Below are 18,637 nucleotides of genomic sequence, written 5' to 3' on the forward strand. Positions count from 1 at the left end.
TTAGTTTTGTAAGAATAACCAGACTGAATTTGTCCACATTGCTCAGTCATAATGTCAAAATACTACATGATAAGATTTCAAAAGATAGCCCTTATTGGTTTTTTCTGCCTACTAACGGGTCAGCTCGATGCCCAGTATTTGGAAGTTTCACCTTCAAAAGCACCTGATAATTGGTTTAATTTAGACTTTCGTCAGGATGGTGTTATGGGAATTAGCACCGAAAAGGCCTATAAAGAAATTTTGAATAAGAAAAAATCACATACCGTAATCGTCGCCATTATTGATTCGGGTGTCGATATTGCTCATGAGGATTTGACTGATAATATCTGGAATAACTCTAAAGAAATACCTAACAATGGTATCGACGACGACCACAATGGGTTTGTTGACGATATACACGGCTGGGATTTTTTGGGGAATCGCAATGGCGAAGATTTAGCTCGTGAAAATATGGAGCTTACACGTGAATATGCAAGGCTGAAAAATAAATTTTTGGGCTTGAAGGACGACGTATCCCTTACACCAAAGCTTAAAACTGAATTTGAACAATACAAAAAGTATAAAGTCAAATACGAAGCAAAACTAAAAGAGCTAGACGAACAAGGAAGTTTTGTGATTAAACTTTATCATAAATTTACTGAGTCGAAAATTATTTTGATGGACTACCTACAAGCCAAAGAGATAACCGCTGTAGAGCTAGCCAAAGTAGATGCCGATGCCCCCGAAGAGGTAAAATCAGCCAAAAGAATGTTTGACGTGTTAGCCAAGGTAGGGCAAGACGAGGCCTCACTAAAAGAGGCATATACTTACTACGATGCACAGTTTAAATACGGCGTAAATCTTACTTATAACCCAAGAAGCCTGATTGGCGATGATGTTGAGAATGTCAATGATAGAAACTATGGCAACAACGAAGTAAAAGGCCCCGATGCTCGTCATGGTACACATGTGGCTGGTATTGTTGCCGCCAACCGAAACAACTCATTAGGTATTCAAGGTGTGGCCACCGATGTAAAATTGATGATATTGAGGGCTATTCCCGAAGGCGACGAGCGTGACAAAGATGTTGCCAATGCCATTCGTTATGCGGTAGACAACGGAGCGAAAATTATTAATATGAGTTTTGGGAAGTCTATTTCACCACAAAAATATGCAGTCGACGAAGCCGTAAAATACGCCGAGTCGAAAGACGTACTATTGGTACATGCAGCAGGAAATGAAAATGAAAATATAGATATTAATGATAATTTTCCTTCAAAAAAATACCTTGATGGTAAAATAGCCGAAAACTGGATTGAAGTAGGTGCTACAAGCTGGATGCAGCCTCCCAGTGCTGTTGCTGAGTTTTCTAATTATGGCTCAAAAACGGTAGATGTTTTTGCTCCAGGGGTAGATTTGAAATCTACCGTAGTGGGTTCTAAATACGAAGATTTGAGCGGTACAAGTATGGCAGCACCTGTGGTAACAGGCTTGGCGGCTTTGCTAAAAAGCTATTATCCTGAGCTAACGGCCAAGCAACTCAAAAAAATTATTTTGAATTCGGCTATCAAGCTTCCTCATACCAAAGTCAATCAGCCCGGTACAGGCGATTTGGTAGAGTTTAGCAAACTTAGTATTACGGGGGCGGTAGTTAATGCCTACAATGCCGTAAAATTGGCCGAAGAATCTAGCCTAAAATAAGTACGCTTCTTTTGTGTATGAATAGAAAAAAAACATTTGATAGGCAAGAAGCGAATAAAGGTTTGTCAAAAAGTATTTTCATAAAATGAATGAACAGCCAAATCGCTAATTGATGGGGAGAGTACCAGATTTTTAATCATTCAATTAGCTATTTACTCACTTACTTATATTTTTGAGGGGAATTGTCATTTTCCAGTTTATCTTGTAATTTTCGGAAAAGCGTGGCCAAGTCAGACACATCAAGGCTACAACAAACTAGTGCAGAAAGGAAAAAATCATGTCGATTGTTAGCAATAATATCAAATATCTTCGTCGTCTCAATGGCTTAACCCAAGAGCAATTTGCTCGCCGTATCGGAATAAAGCGTTCGTTATTAGGAGCTTATGAAGAGGCCAGGGCAAATCCCAACCTTGAGAACCTAAAAATGATAGCACAGGTATTTGGTACGTCGGTTGATGCTTTGATTAAAACAGATATTCGTAAAATACGAGAAACACCGGGTTTGGCAGGTAGTAATACCGCTACCAATCCTTACAAGCAAGTGGTAGTAGAAACGCAACCAATATCGGTAGGAAATTTGATTTCAACTATTGTTCCTAATACCAATCAAGGCTTGTCTTATTCGGCACCACCACCACCTGCCACACCTCGTCCCGAACCTCAAGCTGTTATTGCGACGGTTGTAGATAAATATTTTAGAACCGAGAACCAAATCAATTTGGTATCACAACGGATTGTCCCTAAAAAATACAATTTTACTGAAGGCAACCGTGATATTCCTAAGCCAGCCGCAGTGGGGGCTAGCAAGCCTATTACGCCTACCAATACTTCCGTAATAGCTACTACAACGCAAGGGAATATTCCTATGGTAAATCAAAATCGTATCAATGACTATCTTGTTAATTGCCAAAAGGCTGATTTTGTCAACAACCTACCAAAGATTGCTATGCCCAACCTTAGGGGCGACAAACACCGAGCTTTTGAAACAGGCAATGATTTTCCACTCAAAAAAGCAGTGGTAATAGGTAGTCAAATCACAGATTGGTCGGTTATTAAAGATGGAAGTTATTATATTTTGGTATCGGCTCAGCATGGCATTATTTACCGCCGTGTTTATAGCCAAGCCAAAATCAAAGGCACATTATTGTTAAGTTCCGACAATCCTAGTATTACTAGCTTTGAGATAGCCCTAAAAGAAATACTCGAAATATGGGACTGTCAGGCATATTTGAGCTATGAAATGCCCGAACCGCAGGTTTCGTTAGAGCGTATCAAAACCATGGTAAATGAACTGAAAATAGAATTAGATAGAATATAGTCCTCCAAAGAACAGCAGTTAAAAATTGGGTATTTTCCTCTTAGCTGGTGAATATATTGGCCAACTAAGAGGAAAAACAACTCACCCATTATACCAGATTTACTATTAGTTTGCATGAAAAATACCTTATTGTTTTGGTCGAAACTCCTTCATAATAGCTTGGTTACAAACTAAATAAGGGCCTTCGATAAGGTCGATACAGTATGGTACAGCAGGAAATACTGCATCCAAGCACTGACGAATCGCCTTGGGTTTTCCGGGTAAGTTAATGATTAAAGATTGCCCACGAATACCTGCTGTCTGGCGAGATAAAATAGCTGTAGGCACATATTTCAAGCTTTCTGTACGCATTAGTTCTCCAAATCCAGGCATCATTTTTTCACAAACGGCCTCGGTAGCTTCTGGCGTAACATCTCGTTTGGCGGGCCCTGTACCACCAGTGGTTACAATCAAACAACATTTTTCAATATCAGCCATATACTTGAGGGTATCGGCAATAAGGCCTTGCTCGTCGGGAATAACTTTATAAACGGTTTCAAAAGAAGATTCTAAGTACTCTTTTAACGTTTCGACAACCGCTTTACCCGGAATATCTTCGTAAATACCTGCACTAGCACGGTCAGAAACATTGATTACGCCAATTTTTATTTGTTCCATTTCTTAGTATGATATGTTTTTGGAAGAAAAAGGATTCGTTTGAGTTGTATGCTGATGGTGAAATGTACCTATTTGTTAATCAGTATTTTAGCAAATAGTTAAAGCTGCTTTTTTAAGATTCTGAACAAGTACATAGCAAAATATATATTGCCCAATACGTATCTATCATAACTTATTTTGCCCTATTCTTTAACTTTGCTTGTCAAATCAACTAATTTTACGCAAACGAGTAACATACCACCATAACATTATTCAAAATGCTATACTTACAGTCAAAGTTACCAGATGGTTTGGAAAAAATAATGTCTTTTGCTTTTTTTGGCTTAATACTTTTGGGTTTATTTATAGCCTTTAAGGTTTTTAACAAGAAGAATAAATAAGGTAGGACATACCACCGAGGCACAAAACGAATACAGAAATTTAGCCTATTTTGTATTCATTTTGTGCGTTGTTATTACTATTGTGTTTTATCATATTATTGGGTTTACTATCCTTGTTTTTTGATACCGTCCCAACAAGCAAAAAACGCTAGTTCAAGGTCTGAGCTTGTCAATAAAAATTCTCCAGAAAGTTGAAGTTTTATTAACGAATGTACGCTTCCCAATACCATCGAAATCATAATTTTGGGAGGAATATCCCTTACAGCTTGCGTAAATACAGCTTTACGTAGAAAGTCATAGATTGGCTGCTCAAGTTTTTGAAGGTCTTGTTTGGGAATATTTTGTAAAAAAGGAGAGTTGGTAAATTGTTCTAAGAAATAAAACTCTTTTGAGTTTTTGGTAAAATAATGGAAGCTTTGTAGATAAAAACTTCTTATTCTATCACGGTAATTCTTAGAGCTGTCGTCGTTTTTGAGAAGCTGCTCGGTTGTTTTTTCTTTCAGACTCACATAAAGGGCACAAATTAGCTCATCTTTGCTTTTGAAATAATGATAAATAGTACCCGCTGCAACGTTGGCTTGCTTGGCCACTTCCGACATCGGTGAGCTATGAAAACCGTGTTTAGAAATTAATTCAAGGGTTGCGGCTAGGATTGCGTCTTTCTTATCAAAGTCTTTATTATTTGCCATTGTTAATGTATGTTCTATCAGGTAGAACGATATTTATATATTTGTGGTCAATATCCGATACGAGGTAATGTACTGCTTTTAAACTGCCTTTGTGGGTTTAAGGTGCTAATAATATGAACATTGTTAATGTTGTGTTTAAATCGAACATTTACTTATTTTCATTTGAGTTTAGGTGGTTTGATAAATATTTGTTGATATTTTTTGAATAAGTATTTTTAAAAAAATTATGTTATGATAATCTCATCCAAATCGATACAATGCTATAAATCCTATTTTATTTCATTCCTTGCTGAAAATGCTTTATTTTAGGCATTAAATTTACAAAAAAAAGCTACCAAAATACTTATTTCAATGAAGAAAACGCTTCTTTTATACTGTTTGCTACTATTAATAAATACAGCATTCAGTCAAAGCATTATTACTGGTCGAGTTCTCGATTCTGAAACCCAGCAAGCTATTCAAGGTGTGAATATTACAGTAAAAGGCAGTATCGACAGAGCCACCGTAACCGATTTGAAAGGACGCTTTGGCTTACGCTTGGAAGAAAATGCTTCGGTATTATTGGTGGAGGTAGACGAATACGAACCACTAAAAATTAAGCTTAATGCGAATTCTCAAAACCTAAATATCTTGCTCACTTCGTCCCAAGAGGATGCCAATGAGGCTCGCTCGGTTGGGTATACAAAATCAAAAATACTGCCAAAAGAGTTGGACAATAAAGATTTTTATGTGGTGCGGATTGTACCAAAAGCGGTATGTCCAAAACTTTGAGTAAGTAAGTTGTTGTAAGTCAGATATTTGTTTGTTACAATTATTTAGATATTTTTCCTAAAAATGCGTAAAATTTATACAGGTTGGTGGATTCTTCTGGCTTTATCTTTGATATATGTAGCATCGAATGGCTTTGGTATCAATACCATTCCAGTGTTTTATCCGGGTATTTCTAAAGATTTTGGTCTTACCAAGGGCGATATTACCCAAGCTCCAAGCTTGATGTACTTGGGCATAGCCATTCTTTCACCCATCTTTGGCTATCTTTTCGACCGCTTTAGTGCCAAAAATTTGTTGCTATTGGCAGGGATTTGGATGGCTCTATTGTTTTGGTTTTTTGCTTCAATACAAAACCTTCAACACCTACTAGGCTATTATGGTGCTTATGCCTTGGGCTTGAGTATGGGTGGGGTTATTCCTAGTATATTTTTGATTAGTCGCTGGTTCAAAAAACGCCGAGGCTTGGCAGTGGGGATATTTTTGAATGCCTCTAGTATTGGGGCTAGTATTTTGAGTCCTATAGCTGGCCAACTGAGTCAGGCTCGTGGCTGGCGTGAGGCTGCTGCTACACTGGCATGGCCAGCGATTGCCCTACTATTGTTGCCGCAGTTATTAATCAAAAATACACCTTCCGAAACAGAACGTATCTACGAATTTGATATACCCAATACTCCTGAAATACTTGAAGGTATTACTATTGGTCGGGCTATCAAGCAACGAGACTTTTATGTGTTACTTATCACAACGGCTTCGTTATGGTTTTGTATCAATGGTATTTTGTTCAACAAAGATTTGTATCTGAACGATTTACAGCTGGATACTGCACAAGCGGGCAGATTTGGGGGGCTTTTCTTTTTTTGTAGTATTATTGGCAAATTGTTTTTTGGTTGGCTGAGCGATATATTAGACAAGAAAAAAGTAATGTTCTTTTCTGTTGCTTGCCTGACTTTGGGAGCTATTTTGCTTAGACTTTCTTTACAAAATACCCAATTATTAATAGCAGTGGCTATTGCCTTTGGGGCAGGGTATTCTGGTGCTTTTACAATGATTCAGTTGCTGATTGCCGATTATTATGCAGGGAAATCGTATGGTACGATTTTAGGTGTTTTTACCATGATAGACACCCTTGCAGGTAGTTTGGGGATTGGTCTGATTGGTAAATTTAGGGCTATGTATGGCACTTACGAAATTCCATTTACAATTATGGTAGTACTATGTGTTTCGGCTTTGCTAACACTATTGTTGGTGCGAAAACCCCGTGTAAAAGGAACACTAACAACAACATCATAAACCTCGATAGGCTCACAACTAACTATAAATTAAGATTTAATATTATGGAAATTAGAAACCCCCGAACAGGGAAAAATGATTATATGATTCTACCGACCGATGCCAATGGTGTGAGGTCAAAAACTATATCGTTGCGAGCCGCCCAACCCAATTGGTTGGTCAAGGGAATTGAACCAAGAATAAAAGTACTTCAACATTGGCGCGATTTGATAGAGGATTATTATACCGACTTGTTGGAGGCATTGATAGAAGATACTGGTCGTAAAACCGAGTCGGAGAAGGAAATAGGCTATGTATTGAGGGCTATTAATAGTTGGTGCGAAATAGCAAAACAGGTGTTGAGAGAACCCGAAATTTTGTCGACCTCGATACCCGTTCTAAAGCTCGAAAATCACTACGAACCTTTTCCTTTAGTAGGTGTTATTAGTGGCTGGTGTTTTCCACTGGCTCATTTGATGAAGGAAATTATCCCCGCTTTGTTGGCAGGAAGTGCCGTAATTGCCAAGCCAAGCTGTATTACTCCTCGCTTTTTGAAAGTAATCAATCATACGATTCACCGCACTCGTGGGCTTAAAGAAGTATTGTCTATTGTAGAAGGGAATGATGATATTTTAGAGCCTATTTGTGCTTATGTCGACTTTGTATGTTATAATGGTACATCTACCGAGGCTTTGTTGGTTTCTGATATTTCACACCGTCTTTTCAAGAAAACCAGTATTCAACATGGTCGGAAAAATACCGTTATTGTGTCTGAATCGGCCGATTTGGAAAAAGCTTCTTCGGCAATTTTGCTAGGTGGTTTCTGGAATGCAGGACAATCATCGTCGTCGATTGAAAGGGTATATGTACATCGTAATGTATATCATTTGTTTCTTTCTCGATTGGTGGGTAAAGCCAACCTCATAAAACTGGCATACCCAACTACCGAATCGGGGCAGATTGGCCCAATTATTGCCGAATCGCAAATCAATATTATCAATGGTCAGCTTTGGGAAGCCCTCGAAAAAGGAGCAAAGTTGTTGGCTGGTATTGGGCAATGCGAAAAATGGGAAGGAGGCTACTACTGTCGCCCAACAATTATAACCAATGTAACGCCCGATATGAAAATTATGACCGAAGAAACCCTAGCTCCGATATTACCTGTGATGGCTTATCACGATGTCGACGAGGTAAGTACTTGGGTCAATGCTATCACACAAAGTCATTCTGGAGCTATTTTCTCGCAATCTGTTTCTGAGGCAATCGCTATTGGTAATCGCTTGTTGATTCCTAATCTGTCAATCAATGATATTGCTTTGGAAGAGGTTTTACAGGTAGGACAACACCCACAAATGACTCCTGAATCGTTGGCTTTTGAGAGCTATTTCTCTAATTATAAGAAGTTTTTTAGAAAGAAAACCTTTATTATCAATACCTCACAACCTTTTGGTGTGGGCTGGGTAAAATAAAAGGGGGCTTTGAAGGGGAAAAAGAAGAAATCACTCATTAATTTGCTCAATTACTCATGAAAGTTCTGATTGTAGAAGACGATACTACTTTGGCTCAGTGGCTCAAACAGGGCCTTGAGGAAAATGGCTATGAAGCCCAATGTTGTTTTGATGGACTAATGGGCAAGCATTTGGCCAAACGTGAAAGTATTGACTTGATTATTAGTGATGTAATATTGCCTGGACTCAATGGCATAGAGCTTTGTCGAGAGCTTCGAAATGAAGGTGTTCAAACGCCTTTGTTGTTGTTAACGGCTTTGGGCGAAATGGAAGACAAGTTGTTGGGCTTTGAAGTAGGCGCCGACGAGTACATGGTAAAGCCTTTTGAATTTAAAGAATTACTGGCTCGATTGAAGGTGATGTCGAAAAGGATCAATGCTGTACCTGTTCAACAAAATCTATTGCGGTTTCAGGATTTGGAAATGAATCTTGATACTAAAACTGTGATACGTGGAAAAACTAAAATCGACCTAACAGCCAAAGAATTTGGTTTGCTAGAAGTATTTATGCGTAACCAGGGGCGAGTACTCTCCAAAATGGATATTATTGAAAAAGTGTGGGATTTTAATGCAACACTCAATGTCGTAGAGGTGTATTTGACTTTATTACGCAAAAAAATAGACAAAGATTTTGCCCAAAAACTGATTCATAATGTTTATGGAATGGGCTATGTCCTAAAATCCGATGCCCCATGAATATTCGTGTAAAACTTACTTTGCAGTTTATTGTGTTGGTATCGACCATGCTGGCTATTTGTTTTTCGAGTATTTATTTTTTTACGAGTTCTTATCTCGACAACCGTTTTTATGTTCGGCTAAAATCAAAAGCAGTAACCGCCGCCGAGTTGCTAATTAATGTACAAGAGGTAGATGCCAAACTCTTGAAGGTAATCGATAAGGCCAACAAGGATATTCTTTCGCAGGAAAATATTGCTATTTTTAATTACAAAAACCAAAAACTTTACCGAAGCAACGATTCCATTAATTTTAATATTACTCCTCAGTTACTCAACAAAGCCCGACTCGACAAAGAGGTTATTATTGAAGAAAATGGGCTGAAAATCATAGGTTTGCCTTTCAATAGCCCCTATAATCGTGTTGTAGTTTTTGCAGGAGCAAAAGATGTGTACACCGAAGCTACCCTAGAAGCACTATGCTATATTTTGGTATTCTTATTTATATTGATGGTAGTGGTGGTGGGTATTGCAGGATGGTTTTTTGCAGGTCGGGCTTTATCACCTATTTCGCTGGTTGTTAGTCAGGTAAATGAGATTTATCCGTATGCTTTATCTAGTAATCGGGTAAAGGTTGAAAATTCAAAAGATGAAATAGGGATTTTGGCACAAACATTCAACGAGCTTTTGGAGCGAACCTATTCGGCCTTTAAGCAACAACGTTTTTTTATATCAAATATCAGCCACGAACTCCGCAACCCTTTAGCCAGAATGTATTCGCAGCTGGAGGTTACACGTTTTAAAGAACGTAGCCAGCAAGAGTACAAAGAAGTAATAGATGCCGTAATGGTAGATTTAAAAGACCTTACAACGCTTTCAAATACGCTTCTGGAATTGTCAAAAATAGAAAATGGCTATGACGATTTTTTATTTGAACCCCACCGAATCGATGAACTCATTTGGGATGCAAAACAACAGTTAGAAAAAACATACCCCGAATATATTATAGAAGTAGATTTTTTGACAGAATTAGACCACGAAGGACAATTGATTGTATTGCTAAATCCTTACTTATTGAAAGTGGCTATTCTTAATTTGATGGAAAATGCCTGTAAGTTTTCTACCGATAGCCGTGTTGAAGTCGGTATATCATGGAACAACGAAGCCATTCAAATAGACTTCTCGAATATTGGCTCAGGTTTGGCTCAAGACGAGCTAGAGCGAATATTTCATACTTTTTACCGCTCCGACAAAACCGCCCAAAAGCGTGGCTATGGTATTGGATTGGCTCTAGTAAAACAAATTATTAAACTTCACAAAGGACAAATCACCGTTCCGTTTCATTCCTTAGAAAAAACTACTTTTCGGATTCAGCTTTTGTATTAGAATAATATGACAACAGCTAAGTTTTGTTTTTGGGGATTGTATTCAAAGCCCTCAAATGCTATGAAAGAACCATTAAATTATCTCAGAATAGAGTTATTTTTCTCATTAAGTACTTTTTAAGTACTTCTTCAGTACTCCTTCAAGCTTCTGGTATTTCTTTGTAGCTGTTACATCGTCAATCATTTAATAGCATGAACATGGAAGCGAAATTAATTACAAAATCTCGACCTGCTCAGGCAAGAATGCCTTTTGGGATTGCAGTTTTGAGTGCATTTCTTATACTTTCTGCTTTGGGAAATATATTTCTTGGTATTTCTAGAAGTTATTATAAAACCAATTATGAGCAGGCAGTAATGCAACAAGACTCTTTGTTTTCAAAGAAAGTAGCCAGCGAACAAGAGCTTCAACATATTAGGCGGCAGCTATTTGACTTAAAACGGCAAATAAGGCATACTTCTCAATAGTAGCGTGCTATTGTTCAACAAAAAATTGTATTTTAAATATTCAATAAATATCTCATGACTTTACTACTTGTATCCGTTTTTGTAATTGGCTATTTGGCTATTACGCTCGAACACTCTATTCATATCAATAAAACGGCTTCGGCTTTGTTGACTGGCGTACTTTGTTGGAGTATTTATGCTTTGATGGGCACCGACACCGCTCATCAGGTTTCCGAGCATCTGTCACATCACCTTGGCGATATTGCCGAGATTGTATTTTTCTTACTTGGGGCTATGACTATCGTCGAGCTGATAGATGCCCATGACGGATTTAGTGTGATTACTAATCGTATCAAAACCCAGAATATCAAGCAATTGATGTGGATAATTGCTATTTTGACATTTTTTATGTCGGCCATTTTAGATAATTTAACAACGGCTATCGTGATGGCTTCGTTGCTTCGTAAAATTATGCACGCTAGCGATACCCGCAAAATTATGGTTGGCTTGGTAGTAATAGCTGCCAATGCAGGTGGAGCATGGTCTCCTTTGGGCGATGTTACTACGACAATGCTTTGGATTGGTACGCAGGTTTCGGCTACAGGGGTTATGTCCCAATTGATATTACCAAGTTTGGTTTCGATGATAGTACCATTGATATACCTGACATTTACGTTAAAAACTAAATCTAATCTTTTTCTGAATAAGTCTGGGGTGAGTAGCAGTGTGAGTGTGTCGTCCAGAAATACGATGTTTGTTGTAGGCTTAGGAGTATTACTTTTTGTACCTGTATTCAAAACCGTCACACATTTACCTCCTTATATGGGTATGTTGTTGGGCTTGGGTATTGTCTGGTTGGTTTCCGAAATTATTCATAAAGATAAAGATGAAGAAACTAAGTCGAAATATTCGGCAGTACATGCTCTTCGCAAAATAGATACCTCTAGTATTTTATTCTTTTTGGGAATTTTGGTAGCTATTGCGGCTCTGGAAAGCACCGAGTTATTACATCATTTTGCCGAAGGTATGAACAAAACGTTGGGCAATCAAGACTTAATTGTTTTTGTAATAGGTGTAGCCTCATCGATTATTGATAATGTACCTTTGGTAGCGGCATCGATGGGTATGTACGACTTGGCCACTTATCCGACCGACTCAAAACTCTGGGAATTTATGGCTTATTGTGCAGGTACAGGCGGGAGTTTATTGATTATTGGTTCGGCTGCTGGTGTGGCTGTTATGGGAATGGAGAAGATAGATTTTGTGTGGTATTTCAAAAAAATCACCTTTGTCGCCTTGATAGGCTACGTAGCTGGTGCCGCTACCTATTTGGCTCTGTATAATTTTATGCACTAGAGATTTTGTTCAATTAGTGAATGAGTGAATGAGTGATTTAGTGAATGAGTGATTTAGTGAGTTGTGAATGAGTGAATTAGTGAATTTTTGAAAAAAAAGTTAGTATTTGTGGAACTCAAAATATTGAGATGCAATTCTCCTTCATTCCTTCATTCCTTCATTCCTTCATTCCTTCATTCCTTCATTCCTTCATTCCTTCATTCCTTCATTCATTAAATTTGTGAGTTATTTTACAAATTCAAAAGATTTTATGTACCTTAAAGCTGTTTTTGTAGTATGAGAGATGATTTCTAGGAAAAAGTAAGTATTTTCATGCTGCAAATAGCTATTTTTGTACTTTCAATAATAAAATTAGAATTTTTCCTTTGCTTGAAGTGCTATTTACAATCTCAAATTAAGGATACTTGTTATTAATATATTTCATAAAAAAACTTTTATATTAGTTTAAGACTAAGTAATTATGAATAAATCTATAAAATTCCTTTCGTTAGCCGCCTTGCCGTTAATGTTTACGCAGTGTACTGAACCCAAGCAAATATCAGCTTTGCAAAACCAAGTAGCACAGTTGGAAAATACTTTGAAGAAGGAACGAGAAGAGAATGTAGAGCTTAGTAGTTTCCGTTTTAGCCTTGAAAGCCAGTTCAAGAAAAAAACTGAAGATTATACCAAATGCCAAGAAGATGGTAAGGAAACTATGGAAAGCTTGACCGAGCGTTATAACCGTTTGTTGACAGACTACAACCAGTTGACAGCAAGTTATGAAACGATTGAAAAAGCTAACTTGGAAAATATCGAAATTACCAAAAGTAGAATATCGGCTTTGGAGCAACAATACAAAACTGCTTCTAGCAAAAGGATTGTTACTAAGACTAAAAAAAGAAGAAGATAGTTTGACCGACTAAGCGAACGCTTCCTTGCTTTTATCGGATATTTATAATAAAACCCCAAAATCATGATAAAATTCATGGTTTTGGGGTTTTCTAATTTATTTCTAATTTGGCTCTAACCTACTTCCAAGACAGCCCCAATACATTTGTATCGTATTAGAAATGTTAACAACCGCTGAGTGTTGTTCAAATCTATTTGATTATTATTTGCCGAGTAACCTCAGCCATAACACTGACAAGACTATGGAAAATTTGGTGATTAGTAAAATATTAATACCTGTAGATTTTAGTACAACTTCTACAAATGCTTTGGAGGTAGCTATCGACTTGGCTCAAAAACACAAAGCTAGTGTTAGTTTACTTCATGTGGTGGATTCTAGCTTTATGATGATTGCACCCGACGGTAGTATGGTCGTGGATATTTCTTCCGATATCATTATCAAAGAAAATGAGCGTAAGCTTGATGAACTTTTTGATAAATATAAACAACGAGGTTTCTGGGATATTCAACGTATTGTAAAAGTAGGGCAGGTAAGTCAGGAAATTGTGGATTGTGCCAAAGAATTGGACATCGACCTCATTGTAATGGGTACACACGGTACATCGGGGATTCAAGAGTTTTTGATTGGTTCAGATGCTTTTCGGGTAGTAAAAAATGCTGCTTGCCCTGTACTTACCGTACCGACATATCATCAGTGGAAGGGGATTTCAAAGGTATTGTTCCCGATTAGACCTGTAGAAGGGGCTTTGGACAAGCTGGATTTTACCAAGGCAATACTGTCGGCTTACAAGAGCGAATGGACTGTGGTGGGGATGTCGGAAGATAATCCTGTGTATATCGAAAAAGTAACAGATTTGTTAGATACACTTGTCGGGCATTTGAACAAAGAGGGTATTTCCAATAAGTCGCTATTTTATCATGGTGGTGATATAGCCGAAAGGGTAAATGAAATAGCATCATTATTAATGGTCGATTTGGTGGTAATTACGGCTACTACAGATTATACTTTTAAGGAATACTTTGCAGGAAATTATTCTCAACAGGTGGTCAATCATGCCCAAGTACCTGTTTTGTCGGTGCGTCCAAGTAAGCTTACGATAGAAAAAGAGAAAACGTATCACTTAACCACCGAAGATAATATGTTGATTAATCTGAGCTATGGAGCTCAGTTTCACGGAGTAATTTGATTTATAGATTATGTTGGTTTTATTCAGGATAAGCAAATTTTGCTTATCCTGATTTATTTTATTGGATTCTCGAAACCATAATACCTGTCTGCGTTTTGTGCTTACTAAGATAGTCGGCTAAGGGTTCTTCCGAAATAATCACTTTTTTGGCATCTAACGAAGCATGAAGCAAATGCACTCTGCCATTTTTCCGAATGGCCAGCCCTTCGTGAGAAACATCTAAGCCAGCAATAGAAGTAGTAATGGCAATAATATCGCCGTCTTGAATAGCTATCTCTTTGGCTGCAACCTCTGCCTTAGGAATATAGTAGAACGTTTGTCTTTGTAAATTAACTTCGGCCATTCTGATCGCCTCACTGGTGCGATAATCTTCCATTTGAGGGTATTTTTGCTGATGAGCCGACATAAAATAAGGGGCTTTTTTATAAAGTTTACCGCCAGCTTGTTGAGTAATATTCATTAAAACTTTTTTTCGCTCATTCTCAGTTAGCCAATCGGTAAAATAATGCAGACGAGATGCGTATCCATTAATTTTTCCATGTCGGTATCTTAAAGCTTGTAATTGTTGTTTGAAACTAGCAAACGATTGGTCACGTGTTAAAGCTATAGCAAGTGCATTTTCGACCAAGGTAGCACAATCAAATTCATGAAGATTGATTACCAAACTTTCGGGGTTACTTTCCAAAGAATGAGCCGTATAGGGTTTTTCAAGCCACTGTTGGGCAATAAACAAGGCTCGTTCTGCTGTTTTGCTAGGTAAAGGTTGGCTCATGATACCCTTAAAAATAGCTTCGTCGGTAGTTTGGCTCAAGGCAGTATTGAGTCCACAGAATAAAAGCACGAGGTTTAAGACATAAGCCTTAAACCTCGTGCTGTAATATGATGCTTGATAAATAATCACAATAGAATAAGGGTTTGTTGATGTCCTGAAAAAAAGAATAGACAAATATACAAGACAAACCAATAGGGTTACGCTTTTTCGTCACGAACAAAAAGCACTGAAATAGCCCCTAAAATCATAAATACGCCTGCCGTTAAGATAGCATAAATGGAGTTTGAGCCATAGATATTTTTGACAATCATACCACCAAAAATTCCATTAACGATTTGGGGAAACGTGATAAAAAAGTTGAAAATACCCATATAAACACCCATTTTGTTGATAGGAATAGTGTTGGCCAAAATGGCATAAGGCATAGCTAAGATACTTGCCCAAGCAATTCCTACACCAATCATACTTAGCAATAGCATGTCGGGATTAGTGATAAAAAATATTGAGGTCAGACCTAAACCACCACAAATCAGTGAAAAAGCATGAGTTGTTTTTTTGCCAAATTGAGCAGCAATTTTAGGCAAAGCCAAGGCATATAATGCCGATACACCGTTATAAATCCCAAATAACGAGCTTACCCAGTCGCCAGCATCGTTATAAGCCTTTGAGCTGTGGTCGCTCAATGGCAAGCCATATACCTGATGAGCAATCGCAGGAGTAGCATATACCCACATAGAAAATAAGGCAATCCACGAGAAAAACTGTACCAAGCCCAATTGCTTCATAGTGATAGGCATAGCTGCAAAATCCTTGAAGATGTCTTTAAGGCTATTTTGGTCATGATTTTCTTCTTCAAAACCAAAAGAAGTTCTTTCGGCAGGCGAATATTCTTTGGTTGTAAATACTGTCCATAAAATAGCCGAAAGAATAACCGCCGAACCAATATAAAATGAATAAAGCACATTTTCTTGTACATTACCATTGGCCGACTCGTTGGAAATATTAAAGACTTTGTTCAAAATTTGAGGCAAAAATCCCCCTGCAATTGCACCAATCCCAATCAATGTAGTTTGTACCGAAAAGCCCGTAGTATTTTGTTCGTCGGGAAGGTTGTCGGCTACTAATGCCCTGAATGGCTCCATGGCAATATTGAACGAGGCATCCATAAACATCAAAAATCCTGCTCCAAGTACAACCGCTGGTAATACTCCTGCCAGAAAAGAAGCATTAGGCATAAAAGCCAAAGCTACAGCCGCTAAAATAGCACCTGCCAAGAAATAGGGTTTGCGACGACCATACCGCCCCCATGTTTTATCAGAATAATGCCCAATAATAGGCTGCACAATCATACCTGTAAGGGGTGCTGCTAGCCAAAACCATGAAAGGTGTTCTACATCGGCACCGTAGGTTTGAAGAATACGTGATGCGTTGCCGTTTTGAAGGGCAAAGCCGAACTGGATACCCAAAAAGCCAACACTCATATTAATAATTTGTGTTAAGCTTAGAAAGGGCTTATTAATTTTTTTCATAAAGATGGTTAATGGATGATAGGGATTTTATTGAGCAAAGCAATCATACAACTACCAACAAAAGCTTTTCTGTGAATACTTGTAGCATTGATTTGCTCAATTACTATTGCAAAATACTATTTTTTAGAAGAAATATCATAAATAGCAACAGAATTTGGTAATAATCTTACGGGTACACCTTCGTTGCCTAGTATGTTTTTGCTTTCATTGAGGTTAAAAACCCCTTTTAGGGCAAATTTGCCTGTTGGGTGTAGCCCCATGGCCTGCCAAGCTCCTTCTGGAATATTTACGGTAATATTTTGCTCTTTGTGGTGGTCAAAATTGCAAACTATTAATAGTTTTTGTTTGTCGGTGTGTCGCAAATAGCTATACACTTTGCGACGGTCGTAGCCTTGGCCTTGAACATATTGGAGGTCGAAAAATGCCCCATGCTGAACGGCATCTGAACTGTTAACAAACTTGAGAAGGTCTTTATAAAAGCCTTGAAGCTGTTTTTGTTCTTCAGAAAGCAACCCTCCATCAAATTTGCCATTGTTCATCCATGCCTGATGAGAAGGTACTCCCCAAAAATCAAACATAGTAGTACGGTCGTCGGCTTGGTTAAAGCCTTCTTTTCCGTCGGCCTTTTCGCCAAGTTCTTGTCCGAAATAAATCATTACAGGGCCAGTATGTAGCGTTGCCGTAACCACCATAGCAGGAATAGCCGCAAAAGGATTGCCATTGGCAAATGCAGGCGTATTGATGCGTTGCTCGTCGTGGTTTTCCAGAAAACGCAACATGTGTTCCGAAATATCGCCCGATTCGTGTTGCCAAACACGCGTAATATCTTCGACGGTAGCCTCATGTTTTTGTTCTACCAATCTTCGCAAACCATCGTACAACCCTACTTTGTCGTAGAGGTAGTCAAATCCACCTACTTTAATATAGTTGTGGTATTCACGAGGGTTGTAGATTTCGGCAATAAAAATCATTTCGGGATATTCCTTTTTAATTTCGCTAGTAGCATATTGCCAAAACTCTACAGGAACCATCTCTGCCATATCGCAACGAAAGCCGTCAACTCCCTTGGCCGACCAATATTTCAGAATCTGAACCATTTTGAGCCATGTAGAAGGAATAGGATCGAAATGCCGAGAACGGCCATTTAGAATATCTACTCCGTAGTTTAATTTTACTGTTTCAAACCAATCATCAATGGTTGGCTTGGCCGAAAAAACGTCATTTCCCGAAGCCTTCGCTGGTGATTCTACATAAGGGCCATCGGCTTTTACGGGAGCATTTACGCCGTCGGGAATCTGAAAGGAAGTATTGGGCAAATAATAGAAATTGTTGTGTGGGTCAAAAGCTTTATGCTGGTCGTCGTCGGCACCAAAATCACGAATACCCTCTGGTTTCATGTCTGAATGATACACCCTTGCCACATGGTTTGGTACAAAATCCATGACAACTTTAAGGCCATTTTTGTGTACACGAGCTACCATTGCCTCAAATTCCTCCATTCTTTTGGCTGGATTTGTTGCAAAAAAAGGATTCACATCAAAATAATCTTTGATAGCAAATGGCGAGCCACAACGTCCTTTCACCACATCGGGGTGGTCTTTTGGAATACCCAAAGCTGTAAGGTCTTCCATGGTGGCATGCTCAATTAAACCAGTCATATAAAGATGCGAATAGCCAAACTTTTTAAGCTCTTTCAAGGCTTTGTCATTAATATCTTTAAATTTGGTAACACCGTTTTCGGCTGCCGACCCATTCATTTTGTTGGTTGTGTTGGTATTGCCCCAAAGGTGAAACATCATTTGTAGGACTACTAGCTTGTCGTTTTTGGTCGTCATAATCTTTTTGTACTCGCTGGGTTTGTGTTTTTTAAGGTTACTATCTTTATTATTGAATTTACTATAATTCTTTGTTTTGGCAATACGGCCTTTATTCTCTGGTATATTTGCTTTTTTTACGACCTGAGCCTTGGCCATAAAAATGAAAATTAAACAACCTAAGAATGTTGTGATTTTGAAGAGTTTTTGAGACATTTTTAGAATAAAATTTGGTTGTTAGCACAGTTTAGCACAGATTCGTGCTATTTTGCTTTCTTTTACCTTTACATAAATTTTGTCCCAATTTAAGATTTTAT

Annotated in this window: 16 protein-coding genes; 11 read left to right on the forward strand and 5 right to left on the reverse strand. The window is 38.1% G+C overall.

The annotated features are described in order from the left end of the window. The first annotated feature begins 66 nt into the window (after positions 1-66). The gene (locus FLEMA_RS0108180; RefSeq protein WP_052354025.1) at positions 67-1,680 is read left to right on the forward strand and encodes a S8 family peptidase; all 1,614 of its coding nucleotides are present in this window, start codon (positions 67-69) and stop codon (positions 1,678-1,680) included. Positions 1,681-1,957: 277 nt separating this feature from the next. Beyond that, complete coding sequence (locus FLEMA_RS0108185) at positions 1,958-2,998, forward strand: helix-turn-helix domain-containing protein (protein ID WP_026995046.1); 1,041 nt, start codon at positions 1,958-1,960, stop codon at positions 2,996-2,998. Between the two features lie 126 nt (positions 2,999-3,124). On the opposite strand, the gene mog is transcribed toward FLEMA_RS0108185, so the two are convergent. Both mog and FLEMA_RS0108200 read right to left on the reverse strand, forming a co-directional pair. Next, the gene (gene mog / locus FLEMA_RS0108190) at positions 3,125-3,655 is read right to left on the reverse strand and encodes a molybdopterin adenylyltransferase (RefSeq protein WP_026995047.1); all 531 of its coding nucleotides are present in this window, start codon (positions 3,653-3,655) and stop codon (positions 3,125-3,127) included. A 487-nt stretch (positions 3,656-4,142) separates the two neighbouring features. Next, positions 4,143-4,724, reverse strand: coding sequence for a TetR/AcrR family transcriptional regulator (locus FLEMA_RS0108200; RefSeq protein WP_026995048.1), 582 nt, complete (start codon positions 4,722-4,724; stop codon positions 4,143-4,145). A 351-nt stretch (positions 4,725-5,075) separates the two neighbouring features. Between FLEMA_RS0108200 and FLEMA_RS0108205 the strand changes: the two genes are divergently transcribed. The 9 genes from FLEMA_RS0108205 to FLEMA_RS0108245 all read left to right on the forward strand — a co-directional run bounded on the left by FLEMA_RS0108205 (position 5,076) and on the right by FLEMA_RS0108245 (position 14,205). Beyond that, entirely contained in the window at positions 5,076-5,495 is a 420-nt protein-coding gene (locus tag FLEMA_RS0108205; RefSeq protein ID WP_026995049.1) for a carboxypeptidase-like regulatory domain-containing protein, read from the forward strand. 63 nt (positions 5,496-5,558) lie between these two features. After that, positions 5,559-6,785, forward strand: coding sequence for an MFS transporter (locus FLEMA_RS0108210; RefSeq protein ID WP_026995050.1), 1,227 nt, complete (start codon positions 5,559-5,561; stop codon positions 6,783-6,785). 44 nt (positions 6,786-6,829) lie between these two features. Then, the gene (locus FLEMA_RS67960) at positions 6,830-8,233 is read left to right on the forward strand and encodes an aldehyde dehydrogenase family protein (RefSeq protein WP_044171112.1); all 1,404 of its coding nucleotides are present in this window, start codon (positions 6,830-6,832) and stop codon (positions 8,231-8,233) included. Positions 8,234-8,289: 56 nt separating this feature from the next. Further along, positions 8,290-8,967: a response regulator transcription factor gene (locus tag FLEMA_RS0108220; protein WP_026995051.1), complete on the forward strand. Its 678-nt coding sequence runs from the start codon at positions 8,290-8,292 to the stop codon at positions 8,965-8,967. After that, the gene (locus FLEMA_RS0108225; protein WP_026995052.1) at positions 8,964-10,331 is read left to right on the forward strand and encodes a sensor histidine kinase; all 1,368 of its coding nucleotides are present in this window, start codon (positions 8,964-8,966) and stop codon (positions 10,329-10,331) included. Before FLEMA_RS0108220 ends, FLEMA_RS0108225 begins: the two co-directional genes overlap by 4 nt. Before the next feature lie 197 nt (positions 10,332-10,528). After that, a complete protein-coding gene (locus tag FLEMA_RS0108230) occupies positions 10,529-10,795 on the forward strand; it encodes a hypothetical protein (RefSeq protein WP_026995053.1) in 267 nt (88 codons plus the stop codon). A 54-nt stretch (positions 10,796-10,849) separates the two neighbouring features. After that, positions 10,850-12,130, forward strand: a complete 1,281-nt coding sequence (nhaD, locus tag FLEMA_RS0108235) for a sodium:proton antiporter NhaD (RefSeq protein ID WP_026995054.1) — start codon at positions 10,850-10,852, stop codon at positions 12,128-12,130. A 460-nt stretch (positions 12,131-12,590) separates the two neighbouring features. Beyond that, complete coding sequence (locus tag FLEMA_RS0108240; protein WP_044171116.1) at positions 12,591-13,019, forward strand: hypothetical protein; 429 nt, start codon at positions 12,591-12,593, stop codon at positions 13,017-13,019. A gap of 241 nt (positions 13,020-13,260) precedes the next feature. Further along, positions 13,261-14,205 carry a universal stress protein gene (locus FLEMA_RS0108245; protein ID WP_026995056.1) on the forward strand — a complete coding sequence of 315 codons (945 nt, stop codon included), beginning with the start codon at positions 13,261-13,263 and terminating at the stop codon, positions 14,203-14,205. Positions 14,206-14,263: 58 nt separating this feature from the next. On the opposite strand, the gene FLEMA_RS67965 is transcribed toward FLEMA_RS0108245, so the two are convergent. The 3 genes from FLEMA_RS67965 to FLEMA_RS0108260 all read right to left on the reverse strand — a co-directional run bounded on the left by FLEMA_RS67965 (position 14,264) and on the right by FLEMA_RS0108260 (position 18,536). Next, a complete protein-coding gene (locus FLEMA_RS67965; RefSeq protein WP_144080059.1) occupies positions 14,264-15,046 on the reverse strand; it encodes an N-acetylmuramoyl-L-alanine amidase-like domain-containing protein in 783 nt (260 codons plus the stop codon). Between the two features lie 128 nt (positions 15,047-15,174). Beyond that, positions 15,175-16,506, reverse strand: a complete 1,332-nt coding sequence (locus FLEMA_RS0108255; RefSeq protein WP_026995057.1) for an MFS transporter — start codon at positions 16,504-16,506, stop codon at positions 15,175-15,177. A gap of 116 nt (positions 16,507-16,622) precedes the next feature. Further along, a complete protein-coding gene (locus FLEMA_RS0108260; RefSeq protein ID WP_229359390.1) occupies positions 16,623-18,536 on the reverse strand; it encodes an alpha-amylase family glycosyl hydrolase in 1,914 nt (637 codons plus the stop codon). Between the last annotated feature and the right edge of the window lie 101 nt (positions 18,537-18,637).

This window comes from Flectobacillus major DSM 103, assembly GCF_000427405.1.
GTDB lineage: Bacteria > Bacteroidota > Bacteroidia > Cytophagales > Spirosomataceae > Flectobacillus > Flectobacillus major.

Bases quoted from the DNA above. Each gene is read 5' to 3' on its own strand.
- FLEMA_RS0108180 (WP_052354025.1), top strand. From the start codon at position 67: ATGATAAGATTTCAAAAGATAGCCCTTATTGGTTTTTTCTGCCTACTA.
- FLEMA_RS0108185 (WP_026995046.1), top strand. From the start codon at position 1,958: ATGTCGATTGTTAGCAATAATATCAAATATCTTCGTCGTCTCAATGGC.
- mog (WP_026995047.1), bottom strand. From the start codon at position 3,655: ATGGAACAAATAAAAATTGGCGTAATCAATGTTTCTGACCGTGCTAGT.
- FLEMA_RS0108200 (WP_026995048.1), bottom strand. From the start codon at position 4,724: ATGGCAAATAATAAAGACTTTGATAAGAAAGACGCAATCCTAGCCGCA.
- FLEMA_RS0108205 (WP_026995049.1), top strand. From the start codon at position 5,076: ATGAAGAAAACGCTTCTTTTATACTGTTTGCTACTATTAATAAATACA.
- FLEMA_RS0108210 (WP_026995050.1), top strand. From the start codon at position 5,559: ATGCGTAAAATTTATACAGGTTGGTGGATTCTTCTGGCTTTATCTTTG.
- FLEMA_RS67960 (WP_044171112.1), top strand. From the start codon at position 6,830: ATGGAAATTAGAAACCCCCGAACAGGGAAAAATGATTATATGATTCTA.
- FLEMA_RS0108220 (WP_026995051.1), top strand. From the start codon at position 8,290: ATGAAAGTTCTGATTGTAGAAGACGATACTACTTTGGCTCAGTGGCTC.
- FLEMA_RS0108225 (WP_026995052.1), top strand. From the start codon at position 8,964: ATGAATATTCGTGTAAAACTTACTTTGCAGTTTATTGTGTTGGTATCG.
- FLEMA_RS0108230 (WP_026995053.1), top strand. From the start codon at position 10,529: ATGGAAGCGAAATTAATTACAAAATCTCGACCTGCTCAGGCAAGAATG.
- nhaD (WP_026995054.1), top strand. From the start codon at position 10,850: ATGACTTTACTACTTGTATCCGTTTTTGTAATTGGCTATTTGGCTATT.
- FLEMA_RS0108240 (WP_044171116.1), top strand. From the start codon at position 12,591: ATGAATAAATCTATAAAATTCCTTTCGTTAGCCGCCTTGCCGTTAATG.
- FLEMA_RS0108245 (WP_026995056.1), top strand. From the start codon at position 13,261: ATGGAAAATTTGGTGATTAGTAAAATATTAATACCTGTAGATTTTAGT.
- FLEMA_RS0108255 (WP_026995057.1), bottom strand. From the start codon at position 16,506: ATGAAAAAAATTAATAAGCCCTTTCTAAGCTTAACACAAATTATTAAT.
- FLEMA_RS0108260 (WP_229359390.1), bottom strand. From the start codon at position 18,536: ATGTCTCAAAAACTCTTCAAAATCACAACATTCTTAGGTTGTTTAATT.